This window comes from Pseudomonas pharyngis (genome assembly GCF_021602345.1).
Lineage (GTDB): Bacteria > Pseudomonadota > Gammaproteobacteria > Pseudomonadales > Pseudomonadaceae > Aquipseudomonas > Aquipseudomonas pharyngis.
Genome location: NZ_BQID01000002.1, coordinates 499,148 through 524,689 on the forward strand (window position 1 = coordinate 499,148; position 25,542 = coordinate 524,689).

20 protein-coding genes are annotated in these 25,542 nt (G+C 54.0%); 13 read left to right on the forward strand and 7 right to left on the reverse strand.

Features of this window, described 5'->3' with window-relative positions:
- Window positions 1–16 precede the first annotated feature (16 nt).
- The gene (locus tag L6D74_RS05770) at window positions 17–1,030 is read left to right on the forward strand and encodes an AraC family transcriptional regulator (RefSeq protein ID WP_236188148.1); all 1,014 of its coding nucleotides are present in this window, start codon (window positions 17–19) and stop codon (window positions 1,028–1,030) included.
- A 6-nt stretch (window positions 1,031–1,036) separates the two neighbouring features.
- Here the strand turns inward: L6D74_RS05770 and L6D74_RS05775 are convergent, their stop codons facing one another.
- Window positions 1,037–2,572 (reverse strand): aldehyde dehydrogenase family protein, encoded by a 1,536-nt coding sequence (locus L6D74_RS05775; protein ID WP_236188149.1) that lies wholly within the window; start codon window positions 2,570–2,572, stop codon window positions 1,037–1,039.
- Between the two features lie 241 nt (window positions 2,573–2,813).
- Between L6D74_RS05775 and L6D74_RS05780 the strand changes: the two genes are divergently transcribed.
- From L6D74_RS05780 to gorA, 5 genes are all read left to right on the forward strand, one after another.
- Entirely contained in the window at window positions 2,814–4,067 is a 1,254-nt protein-coding gene (locus L6D74_RS05780; RefSeq protein ID WP_236188150.1) for a pectate lyase family protein, read from the forward strand.
- The gene (locus tag L6D74_RS05785) at window positions 4,067–5,650 is read left to right on the forward strand and encodes a rhamnogalacturonan lyase B N-terminal domain-containing protein (RefSeq protein WP_236188151.1); all 1,584 of its coding nucleotides are present in this window, start codon (window positions 4,067–4,069) and stop codon (window positions 5,648–5,650) included. The genes L6D74_RS05780 and L6D74_RS05785 overlap by 1 nt, the downstream gene beginning before the upstream one ends.
- A 49-nt stretch (window positions 5,651–5,699) precedes the next feature.
- Window positions 5,700–6,446 (forward strand): sulfite exporter TauE/SafE family protein, encoded by a 747-nt coding sequence (locus L6D74_RS05790; protein WP_236188152.1) that lies wholly within the window; start codon window positions 5,700–5,702, stop codon window positions 6,444–6,446.
- A 485-nt stretch (window positions 6,447–6,931) separates the two neighbouring features.
- Complete coding sequence (locus L6D74_RS05795; protein ID WP_069787641.1) at window positions 6,932–7,684, forward strand: alpha/beta hydrolase family protein; 753 nt, start codon at window positions 6,932–6,934, stop codon at window positions 7,682–7,684.
- An 82-nt stretch (window positions 7,685–7,766) separates the two neighbouring features.
- Complete coding sequence (gene gorA / locus L6D74_RS05800; RefSeq protein WP_236188153.1) at window positions 7,767–9,125, forward strand: glutathione-disulfide reductase; 1,359 nt, start codon at window positions 7,767–7,769, stop codon at window positions 9,123–9,125.
- A gap of 71 nt (window positions 9,126–9,196) precedes the next feature.
- On the opposite strand, the gene L6D74_RS05805 is transcribed toward gorA, so the two are convergent.
- On the reverse strand, window positions 9,197–11,635 hold the full coding sequence (locus L6D74_RS05805) for a flavin-containing monooxygenase (protein ID WP_236188154.1): 2,439 nt from the start codon (window positions 11,633–11,635) through the stop codon (window positions 9,197–9,199).
- Complete coding sequence (locus L6D74_RS05810; RefSeq protein ID WP_236188156.1) at window positions 11,622–13,292, reverse strand: GMC family oxidoreductase; 1,671 nt, start codon at window positions 13,290–13,292, stop codon at window positions 11,622–11,624. Before L6D74_RS05810 ends, L6D74_RS05805 begins: the two co-directional genes overlap by 14 nt.
- Window positions 13,293–13,514: 222 nt before the next feature.
- Between L6D74_RS05810 and L6D74_RS05815 the strand changes: the two genes are divergently transcribed.
- From L6D74_RS05815 to L6D74_RS05835, 5 genes are all read left to right on the forward strand, one after another.
- Entirely contained in the window at window positions 13,515–14,531 is a 1,017-nt protein-coding gene (locus tag L6D74_RS05815) for an AraC family transcriptional regulator (protein WP_236188158.1), read from the forward strand.
- Between the two features lie 401 nt (window positions 14,532–14,932).
- Window positions 14,933–16,366: an NAD-dependent succinate-semialdehyde dehydrogenase gene (locus L6D74_RS05820; RefSeq protein WP_236188160.1), complete on the forward strand. Its 1,434-nt coding sequence runs from the start codon at window positions 14,933–14,935 to the stop codon at window positions 16,364–16,366.
- Between the two features lie 81 nt (window positions 16,367–16,447).
- Window positions 16,448–16,945 carry a CMD domain-containing protein gene (locus L6D74_RS05825; protein WP_008015713.1) on the forward strand — a complete coding sequence of 166 codons (498 nt, stop codon included), beginning with the start codon at window positions 16,448–16,450 and terminating at the stop codon, window positions 16,943–16,945.
- Window positions 16,942–17,517, forward strand: a complete 576-nt coding sequence (locus tag L6D74_RS05830) for a peroxidase-related enzyme (RefSeq protein ID WP_236188161.1) — start codon at window positions 16,942–16,944, stop codon at window positions 17,515–17,517. Before L6D74_RS05825 ends, L6D74_RS05830 begins: the two co-directional genes overlap by 4 nt.
- A 276-nt stretch (window positions 17,518–17,793) precedes the next feature.
- On the forward strand, window positions 17,794–18,909 hold the full coding sequence (locus tag L6D74_RS05835; RefSeq protein WP_078732109.1) for an AraC family transcriptional regulator: 1,116 nt from the start codon (window positions 17,794–17,796) through the stop codon (window positions 18,907–18,909).
- Here L6D74_RS05835 and L6D74_RS05840 read toward each other — a convergent pair.
- Window positions 18,906–20,504 carry a phytoene desaturase family protein gene (locus L6D74_RS05840; protein ID WP_236184395.1) on the reverse strand — a complete coding sequence of 533 codons (1,599 nt, stop codon included), beginning with the start codon at window positions 20,502–20,504 and terminating at the stop codon, window positions 18,906–18,908. The genes L6D74_RS05835 and L6D74_RS05840 overlap by 4 nt on opposite strands.
- Window positions 20,505–20,799: 295 nt before the next feature.
- Here L6D74_RS05840 and L6D74_RS05845 point away from each other — a divergent pair, with 295 nt between their 5' ends.
- Together L6D74_RS05845 and L6D74_RS05850 are read left to right on the forward strand one after the other, a co-directional pair.
- Window positions 20,800–21,675: a TauD/TfdA dioxygenase family protein gene (locus L6D74_RS05845; protein ID WP_236184396.1), complete on the forward strand. Its 876-nt coding sequence runs from the start codon at window positions 20,800–20,802 to the stop codon at window positions 21,673–21,675.
- A 25-nt stretch (window positions 21,676–21,700) separates the two neighbouring features.
- Entirely contained in the window at window positions 21,701–22,015 is a 315-nt protein-coding gene (locus L6D74_RS05850; protein ID WP_236184398.1) for an EthD family reductase, read from the forward strand.
- A gap of 123 nt (window positions 22,016–22,138) precedes the next feature.
- Here L6D74_RS05850 and L6D74_RS05855 read toward each other — a convergent pair whose 3' ends face one another.
- The 3 genes from L6D74_RS05855 to L6D74_RS05865 all read right to left on the reverse strand — a co-directional run bounded on the left by L6D74_RS05855 (window position 22,139) and on the right by L6D74_RS05865 (window position 25,279).
- Window positions 22,139–23,260 (reverse strand): PLP-dependent cysteine synthase family protein, encoded by a 1,122-nt coding sequence (locus L6D74_RS05855; protein WP_236184399.1) that lies wholly within the window; start codon window positions 23,258–23,260, stop codon window positions 22,139–22,141.
- Window positions 23,261–23,292: 32 nt separating this feature from the next.
- The gene (locus L6D74_RS05860) at window positions 23,293–23,670 is read right to left on the reverse strand and encodes a Rid family detoxifying hydrolase (protein ID WP_236188162.1); all 378 of its coding nucleotides are present in this window, start codon (window positions 23,668–23,670) and stop codon (window positions 23,293–23,295) included.
- Between the two features lie 106 nt (window positions 23,671–23,776).
- On the reverse strand, window positions 23,777–25,279 hold the full coding sequence (locus L6D74_RS05865) for an FAD-dependent oxidoreductase (protein ID WP_236184401.1): 1,503 nt from the start codon (window positions 25,277–25,279) through the stop codon (window positions 23,777–23,779).
- Between the last annotated feature and the right edge of the window lie 263 nt (window positions 25,280–25,542).

The window sequence follows — 25,542 nt, forward strand, 5'->3', positions numbered from 1 at the left end:
TCACAGGGAGCAGACCATGCTCGGTGCTACACGGCACACCGCCGATTTACCGGTCAACCTGCTGCGCAGTCTGGCAGACCTAATTGTGCAACTGGGCCTGGACCCAAATCGACTGTGCCTGGGTTTAGGCTTCAACATCGCTGACCTGGCCAACCCGCAAAGTCGCGTCTCGATTCGTCAGGCATGCCTGATGATCAAGCGCGCTCTGGACATGACCAAGGGGCGCGACAGAGGACTGGGCCTGGACATGAGCACGACCGAGTCCATCGCCTCCATGGGCCTGGTGGGTTATGCCATGTTGACCAGCGCTACCCTCGGTAGCGCGATAGCACTGGGCATCGACATGCAGAAACAGACCGGCGCGCTATTGAGCTTCGAGAACCTCGAATCTCCAGGGCATATCACGCTCCAGGTCACCTGCCCATTTCATGAGCCCGAGATCCTGACCTTTCTGGTGGAGGAAGCCTTCGGCGTGTTCTTGAATGTCGCGCGTACCCTGGCAGGCCCGGCGTTCAGCCCGTCGTCGATCGAGCTGAGTTACCCACGGCCCGCCTACGCCGCCCACTATGAAAACCTGTTCAGATGCCCGGTGCACTTTGACCGCAAGGACAATCTGTTTGTCTGCGCCAAGCACTGGGCCAATACCCCCATCGGCACCCACAATGCGTTGAGTAATCGACAAGTCATGGAGTTGTTGGAAATGAGTGACGGCCGGGGCGGCGAAATTGAGTTCGTCGAATCCGTCGAGCGCATCCTGCGTCGTGATCTGCGTACACCCCTCAATTTGTCAGCGGTCGCCTCGCAACTGTGCATGAGCGAACGCACCTTGCGCCGTCGTCTGGCGCAGAACGAGATGTCCTATCAAGCCATTCTGGATGATCTGCGCAAACAGCGTGCCCTTTCATTATTGGGCAATGTACGCATGACGCTGGATGAGGTCGCTTTTGAGGTGGGCTTTAGCGACGCGCAGAACTTCCGTAAGGCGTTCAAGCGCTGGACCGGGCACGGCCCGCGACAAACGCGCGCTTGACTGCCGTCACTTTCGTGGCTTTTGACTGAACGCTTCTAACCGCAAGCCATGCCATGCGATCGCCAGCAGGCGTAAACGACGCGGCCCATACAGCGCCTGAATGAAGCGTTCGAACAACTTGAATTTGCGCGGTGTGTAGGGGTACCAATTGGCCTCGATCTTGCTCCCGGCCTTGTCAATCAGTACGGCCTTGCTACGGGTGAACCCAAGCAGCCCTTCCGGTCCACGCAGTTTGCCGAAGCCACTTTTCTTCGCACCGCCAAATGGCAAGCCTGGGTTGCCTTCGCTCATGTTGACGTTGTTGATCGACACTCCGCCGACCTCCAGTGCGCCGGCCACCCGCAACGCGCGCTGCTTGTCTGCGGTAAACACACTGGCACACAAGCCATAGTGGGTGTCATTGGCCAGCTCAATGGCGTGCGCTTCGCTGGTGAAGGCCATGACCGGCAATACCGGACCGAAGGTTTCCTCGTTCCACACCCGCATCGCCGGCGTGACACGGTCCAGAATGATCGGCTGTACAGTCAGGGAGTTCGCGCTGGGTACGGCACCGAATCTCAGGCGCGCGCCAAGGTTCAGGGCGTCCTGCACATGCTCGATGACCTTGTCACGCTGAAAGCCGACGGTCATGCGCCCGACGTCGGCGTCGCCTTTATCGCCAACGCGCACGACGAGCTTTTGCGCCTCCTTGACCAGGCTATCGACGAAACGATCCTGCACGCTATGCTCTACCAACAGGCGCTCCACACCGCTGCAGGATTGCCCGGCATTGGTGAAACCGCCCCACAGCGCGCCGGCCACCGAGCGCGCCATGGGTGCATCGGCAAACACGATCATCGGATCTTTGCCACCCAGCTCCAACTCCACCGGAATCAATTCACGACTGGCCTGAGCCATGATCTTGCTGCCTGTGGGGCCACTGCCGGTAAAAAAGATCTTCGCCGGCTGCTGCTCGATCAACGCCGAGCCCAGGCTACCAGCACCGTACACCACCCGGACCAGGCTCTGGAGTAGCGGCGAACACGCCAGGACCTGTTCGATCAATCCCTTGCAGGGAGCGTGTTCGGAGGGTTTATACACCACTGCGTTGCCCGTTACGAACGCTGCGGCGATGCCGGTAATTGCGTTGTGGAAGGGGTAATTCCAGGGGCAGATGATCAGGACGACGCCCAGGGGCTCATGCAGCAGTAACGACTGCTTGCCCAACAAAGTAATCGGCGTTTTGACCTTTTCAGGCTTCAGCAGACGCTGGGCATTTTTTTCCAACCAGTTGAGCCAATCAAGGGTGCCGAGAATTTCCGCAACCAGTGCGTCCGTTCGACACTTGCCCACCTCCTCCATGACTCGCGCGATGATCATTGAGCGATGGGCCAGAATCGTTTGTTTAAGCTTGGACAGTTCGGCCAGGCGCTCCTTGGTGGACAGCTGTGAGTGAGCGCGCAATGCCGTGCGGGCGTTTGTGAATGCCATCCGGGCAACCTCGGCCTCATACGGCAGCACGTTGTCGCGCGGGCGGGGTTTGAATTCATCGGGAGTGTTCATTCAACGTTCCTCGGAATCATCGGCCAATCTTCAAGGTAACTGGCCGCAAGCCTCTGAAGCAGGGTTGAGACGGACGAAAACCGGTTAAATACGGCTATTTGCCAGCGCCCAACTGAACCTCAGCTGAAGACAATCGCTATCGCCGTTAAAACGTTTGATTAATACCGATGGGTATTCAGATCATGGCCAGCCTGTTTAACAAGGCTTGGCCGCCTGTAATGAAACACTCAGGACCACACCATTGACGTTCCGGAATCCATTTGTGCAGTGCCTGTCAGCGTCCGTGCTATATGCCTTTGTGCTGGTACCGCAGTTGTCCCAGGCGGCAAACCATCCCGAAGGTTTTGCCAAGGGCGTGACCGGTGGTGGCGAGGCTGCGGCTGTGCACCCCGCCACACCCACTGAACTGAAAAATGCCTTGTGCGCGCGCTTCGACACGCGCGGCAATTGCACCGATGACACGCCACGCGTGATCGCCTTGGACCATACCTTCGATTTTCGCGGTTCGGTTGTTTCCGACGGCAGCGCCCAAGTAACGGAGGCCGGATGCATGGCCAACGCCTGTGCCCATGGCGGTGGGCAATGGGCGATCGACGGCGCCAACCATTTCTGCCAGTCAAAACCGCCGACCACAGTGACCTACGACAAGGCAGGGCTGCAGCGCCTGAAGATTGGCTCGAACAAGACGCTATTGGGAGTAAGTGCCCATGCCGGTATTCAGGGCATGGGGCTGTTTATCGGGAGCGGTGCGCACAATGTCATCGTGCGTAACTTGGCCCTGTCGGACATCAACCCCCGTGTGGTCTGGGGCGGTGATGCACTCACCCTGGACGATGCAGATGGCGTGTGGATCGACCATGATACCTTCGCACGTATCGGCCGGCAGATGATCGTGACCGGTTGGGGTAGCGCGACCCATGTGACGATCTCTAACAACGAGTTCGACGGCCGCACGCCCTACTCGGCGACCTGCGATGGTCACCATTATTGGGTATGGTTGTTTCTAGGCCATCACGACACCCTGACGCTGCTCAAAAACTACGTGCATGACACCTCGGGGCGCGCTCCCCATGCCGGCGGAATGGGCAACGCCGAGATTCGTGCGCAACTGGTCAATAACGTATTTGCCCATCTCACCTATCAGGGCGCGATCATGTCCCGCACCGTCAGCTCCCATCTGCTGGTGGAGGGCAATGACTTCGAAGACGTATCGCACCCGCTGTTCAACGATACCCGGCAACCCGGCACGGCATTCGCCCTCTTCGCCCCAATCCCGCAGTCGGCCAACGACACCTGCCAGTCCGCGCTAGGCAGGCCCTGTGTTGCCAACCAGCAACACCTGAGTGGTGATGACTATCGTCCCCAGGATGCTCCTGTGCTGGCGGCGTTCAAGGAATACCGTCAATACCTTATTGCACCGCAGCCAGCCGAAACGGCGCGAATTGAAGTCCCCAGCAACGCCGGTGCTGGTCACGTCAATCCGGGGAGCCAGTGATGCGACGCCTCCTGCTGATCATGTTTTGCACACTTGCGGCCCATGCACACGCCGCCGGCTTCGGCTTCACCCGCACCGACTCCCGGATCGTCGTCGACACCGGTGCAAACTTGCTGTTCAGAGTGGACACGCGCAATGGCGATTTGACTTCCATGCGCTATCGCGACAGCGAATTGCAGACCACCGAACCCAAAGCCTCGCAGATTGCTTCAGGCCTTGGCAGCGCACAGGTAGACGTGCACACGGTAGGTGACGTGATTGTGATCAGTGCGCGGGCGGGAGAGTTGATCCACTACTACCTGGCGAAAAAAGGTCGCGCTGCTATCTACATGGCGACCTACGCCCCAGCCTTGCTACCCGTGGGCGAGCTGCGCTTTGTGGCCCGGCTCAACGCCAACAAGCTGCCCAAGGCCGACCGCGGCACCGACTCCAACGTCGGCACAGCGATCGAAGGCAAAGATGTGTTTTTGCTACCCGACGGGCGCACCAGCTCCAAGTTCTATTCGGCACAACCGATGATCGACGACCCACTGCACGCGGTCAAAGGCCCCGGTGTGGCGGTTTACATGCTGATGGGCAGTCGTGAACTCAGCTCTGGAGGTGCCTTTTTCAAAGATATTGCCACCCAGAAAACGCCAACCACCCATGAGCTTTACAACTACATGTTCTCCAATCACACCCAGACCGAGCCCTATCGCGGCGGCTTGCATGGGGTTTACGGGCTGTTATTTACCGACGGTGGCACCCCTGACGCAGCCTTGATCGACGTGGGTTTCGTCAATAACAGCCTGGGCCTTGCCGGGTTCGTGGACAGCGCTGGGCGCGGCGCGGTAGCCGGTCAAGTTTCCGGCGTGACCAGCGCACTGCCGGCGGTGGTGGGTTTGAGCAATGCCAACGCCGAATATTGGGCGCGCGCCGATGGCAGAGGGAGATTCCAATTGACGGCGGTACGCCCGGGGCAATATCGGATGACGCTCTATCAGAATGAACTGGAAGTCGCGCAGCGCACGGTTGATGTCAAAGCCGGCACCACCACCCAGGCGAGCTTGCAGGCGCAACCGCTTCCAGGCCAGGTGAAATGGCAAATTGGTGTGCCCGATGGCACTCCAACTGGCTTTATCAACGCGCACCTGGTGCTATCGGCACACCCCAGCGATTCACGCATGGCGTCATGGGGCCCCGTCACTTACACCGTAGGCACCAGCACTGCTGATGAATTCCCGGCGGTGCAATGGCGCGACGTTAACAGCCCCACGCGCATTCAATTCGTATTGGCCGCCAACGAGCTGAGCGCTTACCGGCTACGCCTGTTTATTTCGCTGGCCCAAGCCGGAGGGCGCCCAGCAGTGAACGTCAATCAGCACTGGACCGCGCCAGTGCCACCCGCTTCGAAGCAGCCCGACAGCCGTGGCATCACCCGGGGCACTTATCGCGGCAACAACACCGTGTTCGAGGTCAGCATTCCGGCCACAGCGCTGCAGGTAGGCGTTAACACAGTGGAGATCGGCGTGGCATCAGGTAACACGGGGAAAGGCTTTCTAAGCCCAGGCATTGTGTTCGATAGCGTGCAGTGGGTGCAGTAATGATCACTGGGACCCGATCGGCCCACTCACCATCGGCAAGCACGCCGAAATGATAGCTAGCCAGTGGCTGACAGGGGCCGGCCTGGTCATTCTAGGTATCGTAACCGGCTTTGTCGGCACCAATACGGGAGGAAGCGTGTTTTTCACAGTCCCGGTCATGATTGGGCTAGGCATTGCACCGCAGTCGGCGGTAGCCACTGCCCGCTTAGCGTCACTGGGCACGATGCTGGCTGGACTACGTCATTTCCACAAGCACGGAAAAATCGATTATGCCGCTGCTTTCCCAGCGGCGCTCCTAGGTCTGCTTGGGGCGCTGGCGGGGGCGAGTCTGCTGATTGAAATCGATCCTCTGCTGCTGCACAAAATAATTGGAGCACTGACGTTATTACTTGTAGCGCTTTCGCCAATCAAAAAGCCGCTTGCCGGAGAGCCACGCCCTTCCTGGACAAGGCGACTCACAGGCTATTTGCTATTCATCCCAGTAGGCGCAATTGGGGGTTTATTTGGCGGGCAGGCAAAACTGTCGACGTACATCTACATTATTTTTTTTCGCAAAACGATCAGCGAATCCATTGGCACTCGAAAGGTCGGAGGGTTGGTGCTGTCAATCGGATCGCTGATGGTCTTCGGCATCAACGGCATTATCAACTGGCAATACGGCGGATGCCTATTGGCCGGCACAGTGCTTGACGCAAACGCCGGGGCACGATTTGCGTTAAGCAAAGGCGATGAATGGATGGAGTGGGTATTCAATATCGTGGTGATTGGCTTGGCGTTGAAGCTGCTTTTTGAGTAATCGATAGGGATAGGTGCCGCCAAGCCGAAATTTATCATATCGTGTTGAACCTGCAGCCGGTCCGGTAATTGGATATACCTATCGTTGCGCAACCTTGAAGCCGTTACCGACCAGAGATACTGACCGCGAGCAACGATACGGCGCAAAACCAAGTTATGACCCAGCCGTAGATTTCAAAATCAGCCCAACCCCAGACTCATCAATTACTGTTTTGTTGGAATCAAGATGGACGGGGCTGCGATGAGCGCGATACCACGAGAACGCCAGAGAGGAAATAATCAAATACGATGAATTGCAGATCGCTCGCAACAGAGCGGCTACGCCCGGCCCCTCCTCTCTCCAAACCGAACCAAGACGCTCACAATCGAGTTTATTGTAGCAAATCTTTGATAATCTACCTTCTGGATGGTAGCTTTGTTAAATTCACTGCTCACTCATCCGGTTCGCACTGGGCAAGGAGCAGAGCCATTTGAGAGAGATTCACGATGAGCAAAAAGAAGATAACGTTCCAAAACCCTCAAGGTATGAGCCTGTCTGGTTTGCTCGAGACGCCAGAATCTCCTAAAGCCTATGCATTGTTCGCCCACTGTTTCACGTGCGGTAAAGATATCAAAGCTGCCGCAAGAATTGCTAAAGCGTTAGTCAACAACAATATCGCGGTGCTCAGATTTGATTTCACGGGCCTGGGCAGTAGTGAAGGCGACTTTTCCAACAGCAATTTCTCCTCCAACGTTGCCGACCTAGTAGCGGCTTCGGAATATCTGCGTGAAATGTACCAGGCTCCCTCCATCTTGATTGGCCATAGCTTGGGTGGAGCCGCAGTCATAGCGGCGGCGAAGCACATTCCTGAGGCCAAGGGCGTAGTCACAATCGGTGCACCCGCTGAAGCCGCCCATGTCATGAAGCAGTTCAGAGGTCATGTTGAGGCAATCAGAGACATTGGCGAATACAACGTGATGCTCGCCGGCAGAGAGTTCACGATAAAAAAACAGTTTCTGGATGACATTGAGGCCCAAAAACAGGATGCGAATATCGCTAACCTTCGACGCGCACTGCTTGTTTTTCATTCCCCAATAGACACCACCGTATCCATAGAACAAGCCCAAAAAATTTATCTGGCAGCTAAGCACCCCAAAAGCTTTATTTCGCTCGACTCAGCAGATCACCTCCTTACTAACAGTCAGGATGCAGACTATGTCGCTTCCTGCATTACTGCTTGGAGCTCCAGATACCTCTGACCTAAGTCCACCTCCACCCAACCCAGAACACATTCGACCCCTTAACAGCGCGCTGCCATGTTGGATTACGAGGAAATTGAAAATGACTTACGATTTTGACCTATATGTGATCGGTGCAGGTTCCGGAGGTGTTCGGGCTGCGCGCTTCTCCGCCGGTTTCGGCGCCAAAGTGGCTGTGGCCGAGAGCCGATATTTAGGTGGTACCTGTGTAAACGTTGGCTGTGTCCCGAAAAAACTGCTGGTTTACGGAGCGCACTTCTGCGACGAATTCGAGCACTCGAAAGGGTTCGGATGGACTCCAGGGGACGCCAAGTTCGAGTGGGCAACACTGATCGCCAACAAGGATCGCGAGATCAATCGACTGAACGGTATCTATCGCGATCTGCTGGCCAACAGCGGCGTGACCTTGCATGAAGGCCACGCCAAGATCGTCGACCCGCATACGGTCGAGATTAATGGTGAGCGTCACACCGCCAGGAACATTTTGATCACTACCGGTGGCTGGCCGCAGACTCCGGAGATTCCGGGTCATGAGCATGCGATCAGTTCCAATCAGGCATTCTTCCTCAAAGAACTGCCAAAGCGTGTTCTGGTGGTGGGTGGTGGTTACATCGCTGTTGAATTCGCCGGTATCTTCCACGGGTTGGGCGCCGAGACCACATTGCTGTATCGCGGCGATTTGTTCCTGCGCGGCTTTGACGGTACGGTGCGCAAACATTTGCAGGAAGAGCTGAGCAAGCGCGGCATGAACCTGCAATTCAATGCCAACATCGAGCGCATCGACAAGCAAGCCGATGGCAGCCTGAAAGCAACCCTCAAGGATGGTCGTCAGCTTGAGGCGGACTGCGTGTTCTACGCTACCGGTCGGCGTCCGATGCTCGACAACCTGGGCTTGGAAAACACTGGCGTCAAACTCGACAAGAAAGGTTTTGTCGAGGTCGATGAACTGTATCAAACCGCTGAACCGTCGATCCTGGCTCTGGGCGATGTGATTGGTCGGGTGCAACTTACACCGGTCGCGCTGGCAGAAGGCATGGCCGTAGCGCGGCGCTTGTTCAAGCCCGAGCAGTATCGCCCTGTGAATTACAAGATGATCCCGACGGCGGTGTTCAGCCAGCCTGACATCGGCACTGTCGGGTTGACCGAAGAAGAGGCGCGAGAGGCCGGGCACGAAGTGGTGATCTTTGAAAGCCGTTTCCGTCCGATGAAATTGTCGCTGACTGAATGCCAGGAGCGCACTTTGATGAAGCTGGTGGTGGACGCCAAGACCGACAAGGTCTTGGGCTGTCACATGGTCGGCCCGGAGGCCGGCGAGATCGTGCAGGGTTTGGCGATTGCGCTGAAGTCGGGCGCGACCAAGCGCGATTTCGACGACACCATCGCCGTGCATCCGACGTCCGCTGAAGAGTTCGTCACCATGCGCACACCGGTCGCGGGTTAACCGCTCTTCGGTTATCTGACGCGTCTAGCCCTGTCGCAACGACAGCAGCTAGACGCACGCTTTCACCATCATCACGAACTTGTTGGCTCCGCCTGTGAAAGTTGCTCACGGGCAAACTCAGCCACTGTGTTCAGCGCTTTGGCCGCTGAGCGCAGGTAAAAGGCTTGAAGCTGAAAAACGTGCCATCGTGCTGCGTACACCTCCAGCCAGCAATTCACCCCACTGTTGACTGCGTGTTCGGCCAAACGTATGGAATCGGATAACAGCAGTTCATGGTCGCCAACCTGAACCAGCATCGGAGGCAGTCCTTGCAGATCCACTCGCAATGGACTGGGCGTCGCCTCATCGGAGGCATACCAACCCAATCCCTGCTCAAGCCAACCGCGACGAATCATGGGGTCTTCCTTAAGTCGCGAGATCATTGAGGCGCCGGTCAAGTGCTCGTCGGTTACCGGTGACATCAGCAGCAGCCCAGCGGCAAAAAGCTTGTAACGATCTCGAAGCTTGAGGGCCAAGGCCAATACCAACGCAGCGCCCGCCGAATCGCCTGCGAGAAAAATCCGGTTGGCGGCATAACCTTGAGCGCGCAAGGCTTCATAGCATGCCAGCGCATCTTGCAGTGCTGCTGGACAGGGATGCTCTGGAGCCAATCGGTAATTCGCAACCCATACCGACATCCTGGATGCCTTGGCCAAGCGACTGGTGATGCTCCAGTGCGTGTCCGGGGAGCCGAGGCAAAACGCTCCGCCGTGCAGGTACAAAATGACACCGCCGCTCTCACCTTGCTTGGGAGCAACCACCTGTACGGGAACACCATTGACCTGCTGGCAATAACGGATCACGCCAGTGGTGCCGGGCATCAGCCGGGAAAGTCCCCTGACCACCCTTCTCTGCGCGACGACACCCAATCCCGGCCCGATCAACGACCGAAATGTGGTGCGCAAGAAGCCTCGCAAAAAACGAGTTTTCATCACCTCAAGCCAATCTGGTGATTCCGCTATCGTGGTGCCTCCTTCGAACTGACGGCTAAAGCGGTAGGCGTGCAAAGCCGAGAATCGCGTTAGCCAGCGATAGCTTAGGGTGAAGCCTGGCCAATTTGTGCTGTTGTTGCCGGCTTCATCGACGTACCAGCTCTTGCATCCGTTCCACACCGTGTTGGCCAGGCGGTTCTGGGTCTGTTGGTGGAAACGGTCATACGCGCTTTGATCGATCTCAACTGTGTTCGTCTCCGTTGCATTCAAAGTGCGCAAGCATCGCATGATGTGGGCAATCTGGCTTTCAAGCATATACACGATCGAGTTGTGGCCAAGGTTGGTGTTTGGGCCGTAGAGTATGAAGAAATTGGGGAAGTTCGGAACCGCTAGTCCAAGATAAGCCCGGGTACCGTCGCGCCAAGCCTGATTAAGGTTTATTCCGCCACGCCCGACAATGCGCATCGGAGACAAAAATTCAGTGGCCGCAAACCCGGTACCGTAGACGATCGCATCGACCTCATGCTGTCTGCCGTCAGCGGTTTCAATTCCGTTCTCCGTAATACGGACAATACCGTCGGTGACCAATTCCACGTTGGGCCGACTCATGGTCATGAGGTATTCGCTAGACAGCAAAATGCGTTTGCAGCCGAACGGATAATCAGGAGTAAGTTTCTGCCGTAATACGGGATCAGTCACTTGCTCGGTCAGCAGCTTGCGAAATGGAATACCGACCGCCCATTTCATCAAAGACTTGAACCGGGTAAACGCCAGAGCTCGTGATTCATACCGTAGATATATTGATGCACGGTAAGCCTTCATCAACCAGGGAACATTGCGTAGCAGGGCTTTTTCTCGTTCGGAGTAAGCGCGGTCGGGACGTGGCATCACGTGCGCGGGGGAGCGCTGGAAAACCTTCAAGTGTTCCACCTGTCCGGCAATGGCCGGGACAAACTGGATCGCAGAGGCCCCGGTGCCGACTACCGCTACCCGCTTACCAGCTAACGAGTAGCTGTGATCCCAAGTGGCCGAGTGAAAGATGTGGCCCTTGAAATTATCCATGCCCGCCAATTTTGGAAATGCCGGGCGGCTCAGCTGTCCGGTGCCGCTAATCAGCAACGAAGCACTCAGTACAGTTCCGTCCCTCTGAATGACCTGCCACAGCGAGGTCGCTTCATCGAATTCAGCGGAGGCGACTTCGACGCCAAAACGGATGTATTTACTCAACCCATATTTGTCGGTACAGCGTTGCAGGTAGTTATGAATTTCACCCTGCGGAGCGAACACTCGGCTCCAGCCCGGATTGGGCTCAAACGAAAACGAATATAAGTGCGAAGGTACGTCGCACGCTGCGCCGGGATATGTGTTGTCCCGCCAGACACCGCCTACGTCATGTTTTTTTTCCAGGATGACGAAGTCCTCGACGCCGGCCTTTTGCAACGCAACGGCCATGCCGATGCCAGCGAAGCCGGTTCCAATGATGATCGCGGTCAGAGGCATTGCGGACTGAAGGTCCACATCAAATTCATGCAACGACATAAGGTGCCTCATTCTTGTTATTGGCAATGGTCGAGTCTTCCGGCTCCACGGACAATTTCACCCGTTGAATACCCCGAATAAGATCAGCGGCTTTCTCAGCGATCATGATTGTCGGCGCGTTAGTATTGCCGCCGATGAGGGTTGGCATAATGGAAGCATCGACAATCCGTAAGCCCTGCAACCCATGTACGCGCAGCTTCGAGTCCACCACAGCAAGTACGTCAACGCCCATCCGGCAGGTACCCACTGGGTGATAAACGCTGTCGGTGCGACGTTGCAGGATGGCGCGGATCTGCTCATCGGTGCCGATTTCTGCGGTATACAGATCTTGAGTGATCCAACTGGCAAGAGCGGGAGCCTGCATCAACTGACGGGTGATTTTGAACGCCGCGACCATGTCTTCAAGATCTTGTGGATCCTGAAGAAAGGCCGGATCAATCAATGGCGCCGTTTGCGGGTCATTACTGGCCAGCGACACCGCACCGCGACTGCGTGGTCGCAGAAGGCAAAAATGGCAGGAAAGTCCATGGCCGAGTCGCAATTTGCGGGCATGATCCTCGACCGGCGCAACGACGAAGTGCAGTTGAATATCCGGTTTGTCCAAAGCCTCGCGAGTTTTAAGAAACGCCCCGCCTTCGGCAAAGTTCGAGGTCAACATACCCCGACGTACATTTCGAAAACGGACTGTCTCTTTCAGCAGCTTGACGCCGCCGCCCATGGAGACGCCCATTGCGTCGAGGCTGGGTGTTTTGTAAACGAAGACAAAATCCGGGTGATCCTGCAGGTTCTGGCCTACCCCTGGAAGATTCAGCAGGACTTTGATGCCGTGGCGTTCCAGTTCTGCCTCCGGCCCCACACCAGAAAGCATCAACAGTTGTGGCGTCTGAAAGGCTCCGGCAGCAAGGATTACTTCCCGATGTGCCCGTAACACGTGAATCTGGCCGCGTTGAAGAACTTCCACACCTACGGCGCGGGTACCTTCGAACAGGATGCGTTGAACCTGTGCCCGGGTTTCCACCGTTAGATTGTTGCGTACACCGATATGAGGAAGAAGATAGGCTCGCGCTGCACTACAACGCTCACCATGCTTTTGCGTCACTTGGTAAATACCTACGCCTTCCTGCTCGACACCGTTGAAATCGTCGTTGAGCGGCAACCCGGTCTGACGGGCCGCGTCCAGGAATCGCTGCTGAAACGGGTTGTCGGAACGCAGATCGCTTACCCACAAAGGCCCGCCTCGACCGTGCCATTCGTTATCGATTCGCTCGTTGTGTTCGCTGAGGCGGAAGTAAGGCAGCACGTCTCTGAACGCCCAGCCGGTATTACCCAACGAAGCCCAATGGTCGTAATCCCATTGATGTCCCCGTACATAAATCATGGCGTTGATCGCTGATGAACCGCCCAATGTCTTACCGCGAGGCTGGTAGCCTTTGCGGCCAGCTAGAGATATTTGCGGAACGGTTTCGAACGACCAGTTGTTCACCGAAGTCGGCACCATGGACACCACGGCGGCTGGGATATTTATCAGACTTGATTGACCACCTCCCCCCGCCTCCAGCACACAAACGCTGACGTTCGGATCTTCGGTCAACCTGCTCGCAACCACACACCCACCGGAACCACCACCCACAACGATGTAATCGAAGGTCTTTTTCATTATTGTTTTCTCACGCACAGGGCAGTGCGAGGTCCCAAACGTCTAATCAGAAACGTTTAAACGCGATTTCTGATTCGCGCCAAGCACCGCGACAGCCTTTATTGTTGTTGAAACGGCTAGCCGAACACGGATGATGTTGACGCCCATCAGGGAAGAGACCAATGCTGGAAAGGGCCAACTGCTTTATTATTTGGGCCAATATTTTGCAATAGGCAAAGAATCATGAGCTTTCGGGATTTTACGCGCGGCCCCGCCAGCGCCTTGTTACAGCTCGAATTCGGTCGTGAGAAAGGCCTGTCGGTCACTAAAGTTCTTGCGGGCTCTGGACTGACTCAGGCGCAATTGGGCGATCCGAACGTCGAGTTGACCGCCGACCAGGAGCTACGCGTGATCAGCAATTTGCTGACACTTCTGGGGAATCCATCCGGCTTGGGATTTGAAGTTGGTACACGCTATCACTTCTCCACTTATGGCCTGTTCGGTTACGGCTTGATTAGCAGTGCGACTACAGGTGATGCCTTGGCACTGGCGTTGCACTTTCTGCCGCTCACCTACGCTTTCACCGTCATTTTGTATGAAGCGCAAGGCAATGACGGCGTGTTGACCTTTCAAGCACCTGGGCTAGCGTCGGACTTGCGTGATTTTGTGCTGGCTCGGGATATGGCTGCAGCAGCAGTGCTCCTGAACGAGTTGGCTGGTGAACACTTCGCACTGTCGCGTTTTACCCTCAGAGCTACTGCACCAACGCTACCTGGCATCGATCATCTTTTGGGCACCACTCCGACCTACTCGGCCAGCTGCAATAGCCTATCCTTCAATCGCGCGTTCCTGTCTCACCCCTTGCCCCAGGCCAATGCCGTCACGGTAAGCATGTGCGAACAGATGTGCACAAAGTTGATGCAAAGCAGAGTCGCCCGCTCGGGCATGACTGCCCTGGTGCAGCACTACCTAACTAGCTCCGAAAACACACCAAGGGATCTTTCCGAAATTGCCCGTCTGACCCATATCAGCACGCGCACCCTGAAGCGCCGACTGAGCGATGAAGGCACCACGTTTCGAACACTGCTGGCAGAAGCCCGCAGCAGCAGCGCCATCGAAATGATCAACGACTCCCGCTTGAGCCTGACCGAGATCGCCGAGCGACTAGGCTTCAGTGATTTATCGAGCTTCTCTCAAGCATTCAAGCGATGGCATGGGGTGGCACCGAGCAATTTCCAAAACTCAAAAAAACAAAAGTGATCACCGGAAAGGATTTTCGGGTTAATGAATCCCTGCTTTGCCAAATACAACCAATAGCGCTCACGCGCCCTTCACCAGAATAAGCGACTCGTATCAGCAGTGAGGTCTTGAGGCTGGTTGAAACGATCCTTGCGTTCGCCTATGGACAGAAACTTCCATGTAGTAGAGGCAAAATCGCTCCCCGCCATCCAATTGGATAATACTTTTACTAGCGCCATATTTTTTAGAAGAAAATTCTAAATTTGATGTGTTTTCTGAAAAAGAACAGAAAATTTTCCGTTGAGAAATGCCCTATATTTTATTGAAGCCCATGTGTCGTAGATAGCTTGTAGCTAAGCACCACAATGAGTTTTTAGCCAAGTCGTGGGATGTCAAAACCATAGCAACTATGAGAGGTGATCATGGAACAAATACCATTGTTTATTGGCGGTGTATGGCGTAACACGCATCCCACTGAATCGATCCCCGTAATCAATCCGGCAACTGAAGAGCAGATCGGACTCATTGCAAAAGCTAGCTTGGCTGATATTGAAGATGCGGCTATCGCAGCTGAGAAAGGCTTTGCGACATGGAAGCAGGTTTCCGCGCTCGATCGTGCATCGATTATGCACAAAGCGGCAAATTTGATTCGTGAGCGTGCTGAAAATATCGCTCTGGTGCTCACTGCCGAGCATGGAAAGCCCTTGGCGGAAGCAATGGGTGAAGTCGCAGCAACTGCTGATACCATCGATTGGCATGCTGAAGAAGGAAGACGCGCGTACGGGCGTGTTATACCTTCGCGCGCACTAGGGATTCATCAATTTACTCTGATGGAGCCTATCGGGCCTGTAGTGGGTTTTGCCCCATGGAATTTCCCGCTCATTCAAGCAGTGAAAAAGGTCGCTGGTGCGCTGGCCGCCGGCTGTTCGATCATCTTAAAAGGCGCAACCGAGGCACCTACGTGTGCTGTTGAGCTTGTGAAAGCATTCGCTGACGCTGGCGTTTCTCCGGGAGCCGTCAACCTACTGTTTGGCGACTCGAGCCAGATTTCTGAGCATTTGATTGCTCATCCCTCGATCCGGAAAGTGACCTTCACCGGATCAACGCCAGTGGGCAAAAAGCTTGCAAGCCTCGCCGGGCTGCATATGAAGCGATCCACAATGGAGCTGGGTGGCCATGCGCCGGTAATCGTTATGGACGACGCGGACATCGCAACCGCAGTTAAGATTTCTGTAGCCGCTAAATATCGAAATGCGGGCCAGGTCTGTGTCTCCCCTACTCGCTTTCTTGTTCACTCTAAAGTGTTCGACGAGTTTGTTTCCCGTTTCGTGGAAGGCGCACGCGCAATCAAGGTAGGCGACGGTCTTGATCCGACGGTAACAATGGGCCCGATGGCTCATTTGGGCCGGCTTAAGGCAACAGAAGAACTCGTGGCAGATGCTGTATCCCATGGAGCGAAGCTGGAGATTGGCGGCAACCGCGTGGGCGACAAGGGTTATTTCTTCGAACCCACCGTTCTCACGAATGTACCGGTGACCGCCCTCGCCATGGTTGATGAACCCTTCGGGCCGATTGCAATAATCAACCCATTCGACGACATCGACGAAGCCATCAAAGAAGCGAACAGACTGCCATACGGTCTTTCTGCCTACGCCTATACGCGATCGCTTTCCTCGGCCAATAAGCTGTTTAACGGCATCGAGTCTGGCGCCATCTCGATCAACCATCACAGCGTTGCCCTACCCGAGCACCCGTTTGGCGGCGTGAAAGATTCCGGATACGGAACCGAAGGAGGCCCTGGCGCACTGGATGCTTTCATGACCACGAAGTTCGTTTCGCTTGCGAGCGTTCTTTAACGTTCGGCGAACGTGTTTTTTAGTCGCTATCGAACACGGCTGCATCCAGGAAATAACGTGTCGCTAACTATTGGAACTCATATGCTTACTCCGAACATTATCGAGCGTCTTGTCGGCGCAAACGAAAACTCTCCGCTCGCGATGGCCATTGCTGAGCGGGCAGAAATTATGGCGCTGAGCCAAGCGAGCCATGATGCCGTGATCATTCCGAAAGATCCCGGTGGTCTGTCACATGCAGAACGTGCAGCTCTTGCTGAACGAATCGCTCGGTTGAGCAACTCTGAAGAATTGGCTGATCACTACCATGCTTGTCTTGAGACAGCAGGTGGCGAAGAAGGCCTTTATGTTGCTGCCAATCCTCAGCAGTCCGCGTACGGGGATGAACGCTTTATGGCGATTATCCGATTCACGGATCTGGTCACTCAAAAGCCGCGAGAAGCTACAAAGCAAGATATCGATACCTTAAAGGCCGCTGGGATTTCAGAACCGGACATCGTAAGGCTCACGGAAGTCCTCGCTTTCGTGAACTACCAACTCCGGGTCGTAGCAGGATTCAAAATTGCAGGAGAAATGAAATGAGCCAGGTTGTGCATAATTTCACCGTATCGGTGCCTCACTGGTCGCCGTACATCAAGCCTGTCGAGTTAGAAAGTGCGAGCCAAGAGCAGCTTGATGCGATGAAAGTGACCCCATCGAGCAAAAAGATCTCGGAGTATGTGCTCACTCTCGCTCATGACCCTGAATCGCTCGCGGTGCGATCCCCTTTGTTCAACGCTATTATGTATGGCCGCGCTGGCTTGCCTCCAGCTGAGCGTGAACTGGGGGCGATTGGTTCTTCAATTGTTAATCGATGCGTCTACTGCGCTGCAGTACACGGCGCCCGATACAATCAGCTGACCAAAAGTACAGAGCTGGTCGCAAAAATCTTTGCAGACGAAACCGAAGCACAATTGGATGATCGCTCTCAGGCGTTGTTTGACTTTGCGGTTGAGTTAGCCAAGTCACCCCCAGTGCTGAATACACGGCATGCCGATGCCTTGAAAGAACTCGGCTTTGACACGCTTGGTGTCGTTGATCTGGTATTGGCTACAGCCATTTTCGGATGGGCAAATCGCTTGATGCACGTTCTAGGAGAACCCGTAAGAATCTGACCAGCACATCGCACACTAACGGGTAGCCACGATCTGCCCGTTAGTAAAAATCAACAGATGCATTGCACAATTCCACTCCTCTCCTTCGTCCCCCTAATTCGCCGGATTTACTCCGCTGCGAAACGCGTCCGCGATAGCCTTGGAATATTCATGCCTGTCGTGCTAGATATTCGTCATATTGCCTTGCTGAATTCTAATTAAAGAGAGCAATGCTGCGCATATATAGCGGCGTTTCCCTTTCTAACCAAGCATCGCACTGTGGATAAAGGACGTAAAATGACCCGACCTCTCACCGTCAGTGCCACTTGGCTTGTAGGCGTCATCGAGGAACTGACTCGTCAAGGTATCGAGCCTTCCCGTCTGGGCGCTTCATGGGCTAAACACCTGGAAGACGTGGCGCCGACGCGGCAACTACAACTCGTACAAGTGAGAAGGCTTTGGCAGCGGGCAATGCAACTCTCCCAGGATCCGCTGCTCGGCTTGAAGGTTGGCGTAGCACTGCCACTGCAATCGATGAACGTCGTAGCGCTGGTGTTGATGCACAGTAGCTCCTTACGCCAGGCGCTCGCCCATACGGTCAGGCTGCAGCAATTGGTCAGCAACTCTGGTCGTTTTTTAATTGAACCTGCGTCCAACAATGGTGTTCATCTGGTTTACCACGTAACACCCAGCCCAGTTGCCATGCATCCGGCCCAGATAGATTCGCTGTTTGCCGCGTACATACGCCTTCTCTATAACTGTATGCCGGCTGATCGTAGGCCATCCAGAATTGAGCTACCTGGTACTGACGCGTGTTTAGCCGACCGCTATCAAGTCTATTTTGAATGTCCGGTCATTCTCGGAGTCGAGCACGCTCGTGTCGTATTTGGCGCTGAACTGCTGGACTCACCCTGGCAGGCTGCTGATCCAACACTGCTTCGCATCGTACTCGGTCGCGCGGAGACGTTGCTTAAAACCCAGGGTCGCTCCGACACGCTCGTTGATTACGTGACAGCAGCCATTGCCGCGCAGGGATTTTCAGAAGCGAATTGCGACAGCGTTGCGAGTTCGCTGGATCTCAGCAGGCGTACTCTTCAGCGTCGATTGGCTGAGCGCGGTTCATCCTTCCGCCAATTACTGGAAGCGGTGCGTATGAGCGAGGCATTGGAAGGCCTGGCTGATCCCGATCTGCCGCTTATGATGCTGGCAGAACGGCTGGGCTATGCAGAGCCCAGCGCTTTTTCGCATGCTGTGCGAGGTCATTTCGGTAAAGCACCTAGTGCGCTGCGCCTTGAATTAGTAAGCAGCTTCTCTGCAGGAGGAAAGGCCCTTGCAATCAACAATACTGAGGGTTCTGACCACCAGAGGGCGCCTTGTAAAGCCGATTCGACCCGGTGCGAACTTGAGGTCTAAAGCTCACGAAAAAGGTCACGTTCGAGAACGGCACTCGCCGCGACCAGCCCACTGACCATCGCACCACTGACTCCGGCAGCGGTCACATCCTGTCCACCGAAGAATAGACCTTTAACAGGGCCGTGCGCGCGCATCCAGCGCTGTGCAAAACGAAGCGGCGTTTGTTCATATCCCATGAAATTGCCGCGACTACGATTTAGAAAGTGATTGAAAGTTAGAGGTGTAGCCAACTCGGCATGAGCAATGCGTCCGCTGATTTGAGGATAATGTTTTAAGGCCACGGCCAAGAGGTCTTCGCTCAGTCTTGCCGTCATATCCTCGTACTCTGCGCCTCTGTGCTTCCACTTCGTGCCAGTGAAACGCTCGAACACCGACCAATCAGTTAAGCCGCAAATATCCATCGTGCTCTGCTTAGGGTGGCGCTCGGGCCAACTCGGATCCCGCAGTGATGGATGGGCAATGAAATGCAGGGGCATGGGCTGTCCCTCTGGATCAGCTTTGTACCGTACAAGGTTCGCCGGGAGATCATTGCTTGGGTGCACCCACAGATTGGCTGGATGAATGTTCAGATCAGCGTTTGCGATGTCGATGCCTAGGTTCAGCACAGCAAAACATTGAGTTGTACCAATGCTCTTAGTTACCTCACCCAATGGTTGCGCCAGTTCAGGATTTGCATGAGCCAGCAACGGTACGGTCTGAGAGATACCAATCGCACTGACGACTCTGTCCGCGCGAATCTGGCTTCCGTCAGCGGTTTGCACACCTACTACGCAACCATCACTCATCTCGATGCTCACAACCTCTGCCGCCACCAGACAAGCTCCTCCTGCCGCACGTACAGTGTCGGCCATTGCTGTGGCGATGCGTTGCGAACCGCCAACGGGGTAGCTCGCACCATCGATGTAATGGCTGAAAACCATGGCATGGATCGCAAAAGAGGCCTCCGCAGGGGAATTGCAGTAGTCGCCGTAGTTCCCACACCAGACTGCCTTAAGGTCAGCGTTGTCAGTCAATTCGTCCAAAACATCCTGCACTGTGCGCTGCGCAAGTGACATGAACGCAGTCTGAGCCTTGGTGAACGCTGCATCAGACGCTGAACGTGGCAACGCCCGCTCTCCGAAGAAGCATTTCGCAGCCCGGCTTGCTTCACCCACTAGCTCTACGTAACGATCGATCGCGCGCGCATCCTTCGGAAAGTAGTCCTTGAGTCGATCCTTGTAGGCTTCTGCACCGGCCATATGATCGTAGCTATTGGCACCTACGATAATGCGATTGTAGTTTTCGGGCATGGGCGCCCATTCAAGTTGACCACCTGAGACTTTGTCGAAAAGGCGATAGAGGCCACTCGTTTTGCGATGTACCTCGCCCATATAGTGCAGGCCTACGTCCCACTCGAAGCCCTGGCGTTTGAAGGATTGCAAACAACCACCCAACACCGCGTGGCGTTCGAGCACCAAAACGCGCTGTCCTTCGAGCGCCAACAATGCGGCTGTGCTTAGGCCGCCTGCACCAGAACCTATGACAATCGTGTCGAACCTGCTGTCTAGCTCGCCACGAGCCAACGCGCGCTTAAAACTCAGATCGTAATCGCTCATCGTTCGTCCCCTTCCCTGCCCTTTCCGGGATTTTTATTGATCACTGCTGCGCACGCTACGCAGCCTGGCTGAGTGTGGGTACGTGTGGAATCGGCGGGAATGGCACCACACGCCAAAGATTTGTTTCGACACGACAATTGAAAAGCGGGAACACCAACCGCCCAAGGTATTGGCATCCCAAATCAATTCTCTGTCGCACGGTAGCAACGACAGCAGAGGGCTGGCATCGGAGAATCCCTCCACGGTCTTCCTGTGATTTATCTATTTATAAAAATGAGAGAAAGGGACTGCGATGATGGACAGCAACTTTAGGCATATTCAGGTGGAACCCGAGGCTCAGGGTTTTGGAGCCAGGATTACTGGTATCTCGATTGATAAGCCACTCACGGCAGCTGTATTAAGAGAGGTAAAGGAAGCGTGGGCCAGGCACTCGGTAATTTACTTCCCGGATCAGCCTCTCTCCCACACACAACTGGAAGCGTTCACGCTTCAGTTTGGTGAGTTCGGCGTAGACCCATATATCGTCCCGATGGAGGCTCATCCGCACATTCTCGAACTCAGACGCGAGGCAGATGAAAAGGCAGTTAACTTTGGTGCCCAGTGGCACTCAGACTGGAGCTTTCAGGAACAGCCGCCGGCGGGAACCATCCTACATTCCAAGATCACTCCACCCGTGGGTGGCGATACGCTATTTGCCGACGGCTATCGTGCCTACGATGACCTTTCTGAGACGATGAAAGGACTCATGAATAATCTCGTCGCGATACATTCTGCGAGCATGCCGTATGGCAAAAATGGCCTCTTCGCAAAAGAGACAGAAGCACGCTCAATGAAGATAGTAGTCAGTGAAGACGCCGACAAAACCTGGCCACACCCGCTGGTACGTATACATCCCGTGACGGGTCGCAAATCCCTCTACGTGAGCCCTGTCTATACGCAGGGTATTCAGGGTTTGACTCGTGGAGAATCAACGGCGCTGCTGAGTTATTTGTATCAACACATGGTGCAGGACACATATGTCTACCGTCACCGATGGGCGCCGAACATGCTTACTCTGTGGGACAACCGCTGCACGCTTCACAATGCAGAGGGTGGCTACGACGGCCACCTACGCCTCATGCATCGAACAACCATCTCAGGCGAACGCCCTGTTGGTGTTGCCGCCGTTTAATCAATAAACCAGGGAGATACACCCAATGATTGACGTAAGCATTCTGTACCCGAATGAAGCGGACGCAACCTTCGACTTCGATTACTATCGTGACCAACATATGACGATGATTCAGCAGAAGATGGCCGGGGCCTGCAGTCACTTCACTGTTGAAAAAGGCCTTCAAGGCCCAGTGCCGGGAAGCGATCCGACCTACCTTGCGATAGGCCATCTCTTCTTCGAATCGCTCGACGCATTCACCGCAGCATTCGGGCCGCATGCCAAGGCCATCGGGGCGGACATCGCCAATTACACCAATCTCAAGCCCATCATTCAGATCAGCGAAGTGCTCGTAGGCTGATCCCCAAGAAACTGATTGGCGCGAACCGAAAGGCACCTGGCTTTTAAGAACCAAGTGCCGATTTATTTAAAGCTTGCATAAGAGCCGTCAGCTTATTAATAACCAGTTATGAGTCAAGACTAACTACTGGCCTCGTACATTTTCACAGAGGTTGATCAGTGACACATCTGAAGCTTCTCCATCGAGAAATAAATTCAAATATTTCTCATAAGGCCTTATGTCAATTTTGGCTTCTTTAAGCCAGTCAGCATCGTAATACGTAGAGGTATAACGATCTCCCGAATCGCAAATTACCGATACTATTGACCCTGTCTGCTTCTGTGAGCGCATTTGCTCCGCGATACAACAAACACCAAAGAAATTCGTTCCCGTAGAACCACCAACACGACGCGATAGCCGCTCTGAAAGAACGTGCATGGCAGCAAGTGAAGCTGCATCTGGAATCTTTATCATGTGGTCGATGACATCAGGGATGAACGAAGGCTCTACCCTAGGCCGACCAATACCTTCGATCCGAGAGGGAGTGGCACAAGTGCTCGCCTTATCCCCAGTATCGTAGGATTCGTAGAAAGCAGAATGTTCAACGTCAACTACACAAAGTCGAGTGTTCAGATGCTTATACTTGATATACCTTCCGATTGTAGCTGACGTTCCTCCAGTGCCGGCACTCATAACCACCCAAGCTGGTTCAGGATCTTTCTCCATCGCCATTTGCGAAAATATACTTTCGGCGATGTTATTGTTGCCACGCCAGTCAGTAGCGCGTTCTGCATTTGTAAACTGGTCTAAATAATGACCACCCGTTTCACGAGCAAGTTGCTCGGCGACCGTATAGATAGCCCCAGGATTGTCAACAAAGTGACATGTTCCCCCTAATCGATTGATTGCATCGATTTTCTGGCAACTGGTGGAACGCTGCATTACTGCAGTAAAGGGCAGATTTAGGAGCTTAGCGAAATACGCCTCACTGACAGCTGTTGAGCCTGAAGATGCCTCGACTAACAAAGTACCTTTCTTTATCCAGCCATTGCAGATGCCATACAGGAAAAGCGATCGTGCCAAGCGGTGCTTCAGACTGCCTGTAGGGTGAGTAGACTCATCCTTTAGATAAATCGATATCCCAGGCAGCCCGTTAAAATCTAAAGGAATCAGATGTGTATCGGCAGAGCGATTGGCATCCCCCTGCAACACGCCGATCGCCCAGCGAGTCCACTCTTTATCCTGATTACCGAGATTAAGATTCATAAATATCCTGTATTTGGCTACTGATTCAACATTCAGTCCAGCGCGACAATGGCATCTACTGCAACGAGGGCTCCTTTTGGTAGTGCGGAAACCTCGAATGTGGCGCGAGCAGGGAACGGAGAAGAGAAATAGGTAGCATATACGTCATTCAACTTCGCAAAATCACTTAAAACCGTGACCATTATTGTTGTTTTGATAGTCTTTGAAATACCGGTGCCCGCTGCTTCAGCAATCGCTGAGATATTGCTGAGGCACTGTTTCATTTGAAGCAAGGCATCGTCCGCCACCAGCTCTCCTTTGGCTGGGTCAATGCCTAGCTGCCCAGAAACAAATAGATATTCGCCATGGCAGACTGCTTGGGAATAAGGGCCAACGGCAGCAGGGGCTAACAAAGTTGAAATATTTCGCATGAACAGATCCCTATCCATTATTAATGGATATTAACAATTTATAATTTTATGTCAGCAAAGGTATCGATTACCGATACCTTTCATGGGCCAAGCAATGACAAATAATTCAATCAGCGAAAATTTTGCTTGTCTGAGTTGAATTGCTGAACGGAACAACTCCTACCATCTCAAGCTCGGCATAATCGGTGAATTTATTATAAATTTCTTCAGCATCCTCAAGATAAAGCGATTTGGTGATACCACGTACCGCACGAGGAACCGAATATCTAAACCCGCTGATAGCCGAACCGGAAAGCCCCATACTTACAAGGGCGCTATAAGTAAAGTTGAATATATTCTTAATGTAGGGGGCTTCCCCAGGCGATTTTTCGACAAACTCAAAATTCTCACCCAGGTAGGGATGGCTAGATATTTGAGCATCTTCCTCCCCATGGGCAGGACTATATTTGTCTTGCCACAGCGCTATGTCATTGGCAATGCTTGAAAGCTCTGGGCGTAGTGAAAAATCGTTCACAAACCCAACAGCAACTATCAAGTAGTCGACCTTGAGCTTGTCTCCAGACGCAAGGGTGATCTCAACTTGTTCTTTTCCGTCATCAATGACGAGTTTCACCCCTTCCCAGGCCGCATTGGTACGAACGCTCGCACCTTCTAAACCTGACAATCGATTGTAGGCGTCCTGCGGAGCTGGAATGTTGTACCTGAACATATGCCGCATGTATTTCCACTTCAGGGAATTATCCATATCAGCGTAATGATTAAGAAACCCTGCTTTTGCCATCCAGATCTGAGGGTTAATTCGCTGGATATCCTTGCGACGAATACAAACAGTCGCTTCTAACGCTCCTGCCTCAAGCGCAGTCGAAGCGTTGTCGAATGCAGATGCGCCTGCACCGAGAACAGCAATCTTCTTCCCTACAAGCTTGGAAAAATCTATATGCTCTCCTGAAGATGCATATCGATCTTTAGGCAATGCCGATGAGATGAACTTGGGTACATGCCACGCCCCGCTGCCATCAACACCTGTCGCAACAACCACTCTGCGAGCATAAACAACGTCGCGAGCCGATATTTCTCCTCGATCGTCGAATCTGTTCAGCTCTAGTCGAAACAGCTTTTCTTCTGGAATGACGTTGGAGACACCAGTAAGATTCTCCACTGGGATCTTCAACGTATCGCGACACCATGTTAGATACTCTTGCCAGTCCCCTTTCGGAATTTTTATCAGCTCTTCCCAAGCCTCTTCGCCGTATTTGGCTGTATACCATGCTTGAGGTGCAAGACTGGTTAATGTCGCATCAATACCCGGCAAATGCTTTACGGTACGCAAAGTGCGCATCCGCGCCGTATTATTCCATGGGCCTTCCAGGCCTTTGGGCTGCCGATCAAAAACAACGATGTTATCAACCCGTTCGCGCAAGAGACCTGCAGCGATTGCCAACCCGCCTTGGCCTCCCCCGATGATAGCAACGTCGTAGACATGCTTGCCGCTAGGGTGCGCCTTAGGCAGTACCCAAGGGTCATGAGGAAAACGTAGAACGTGGAGATCGGCCTGTACCCTGGACGCCAATTCATCTAGAGCACTATATTCTGTTGATTTCACACTCATTTTTCTTCACCTATCTACATAGATCCGAAATATAGGTCATCTCGTCGCAAACAGCCCCAGAGGCCACTCATATCGCTATTTCGCTAATTGGGCTCGATGAAGTCAGTGTATTCTTCCTTCATCAAAAGCAGTTTCCAATCTTCACCGCTAAAGCCAAGCAAAAATGAATAAACTTCTAAAAAAAGCCAAACTCTTGGAATTATTTTTCCAGGTTTCGCTAGCGCACGAATGAAGACCTCCAACAGAACTGCAGAGCCCACGAG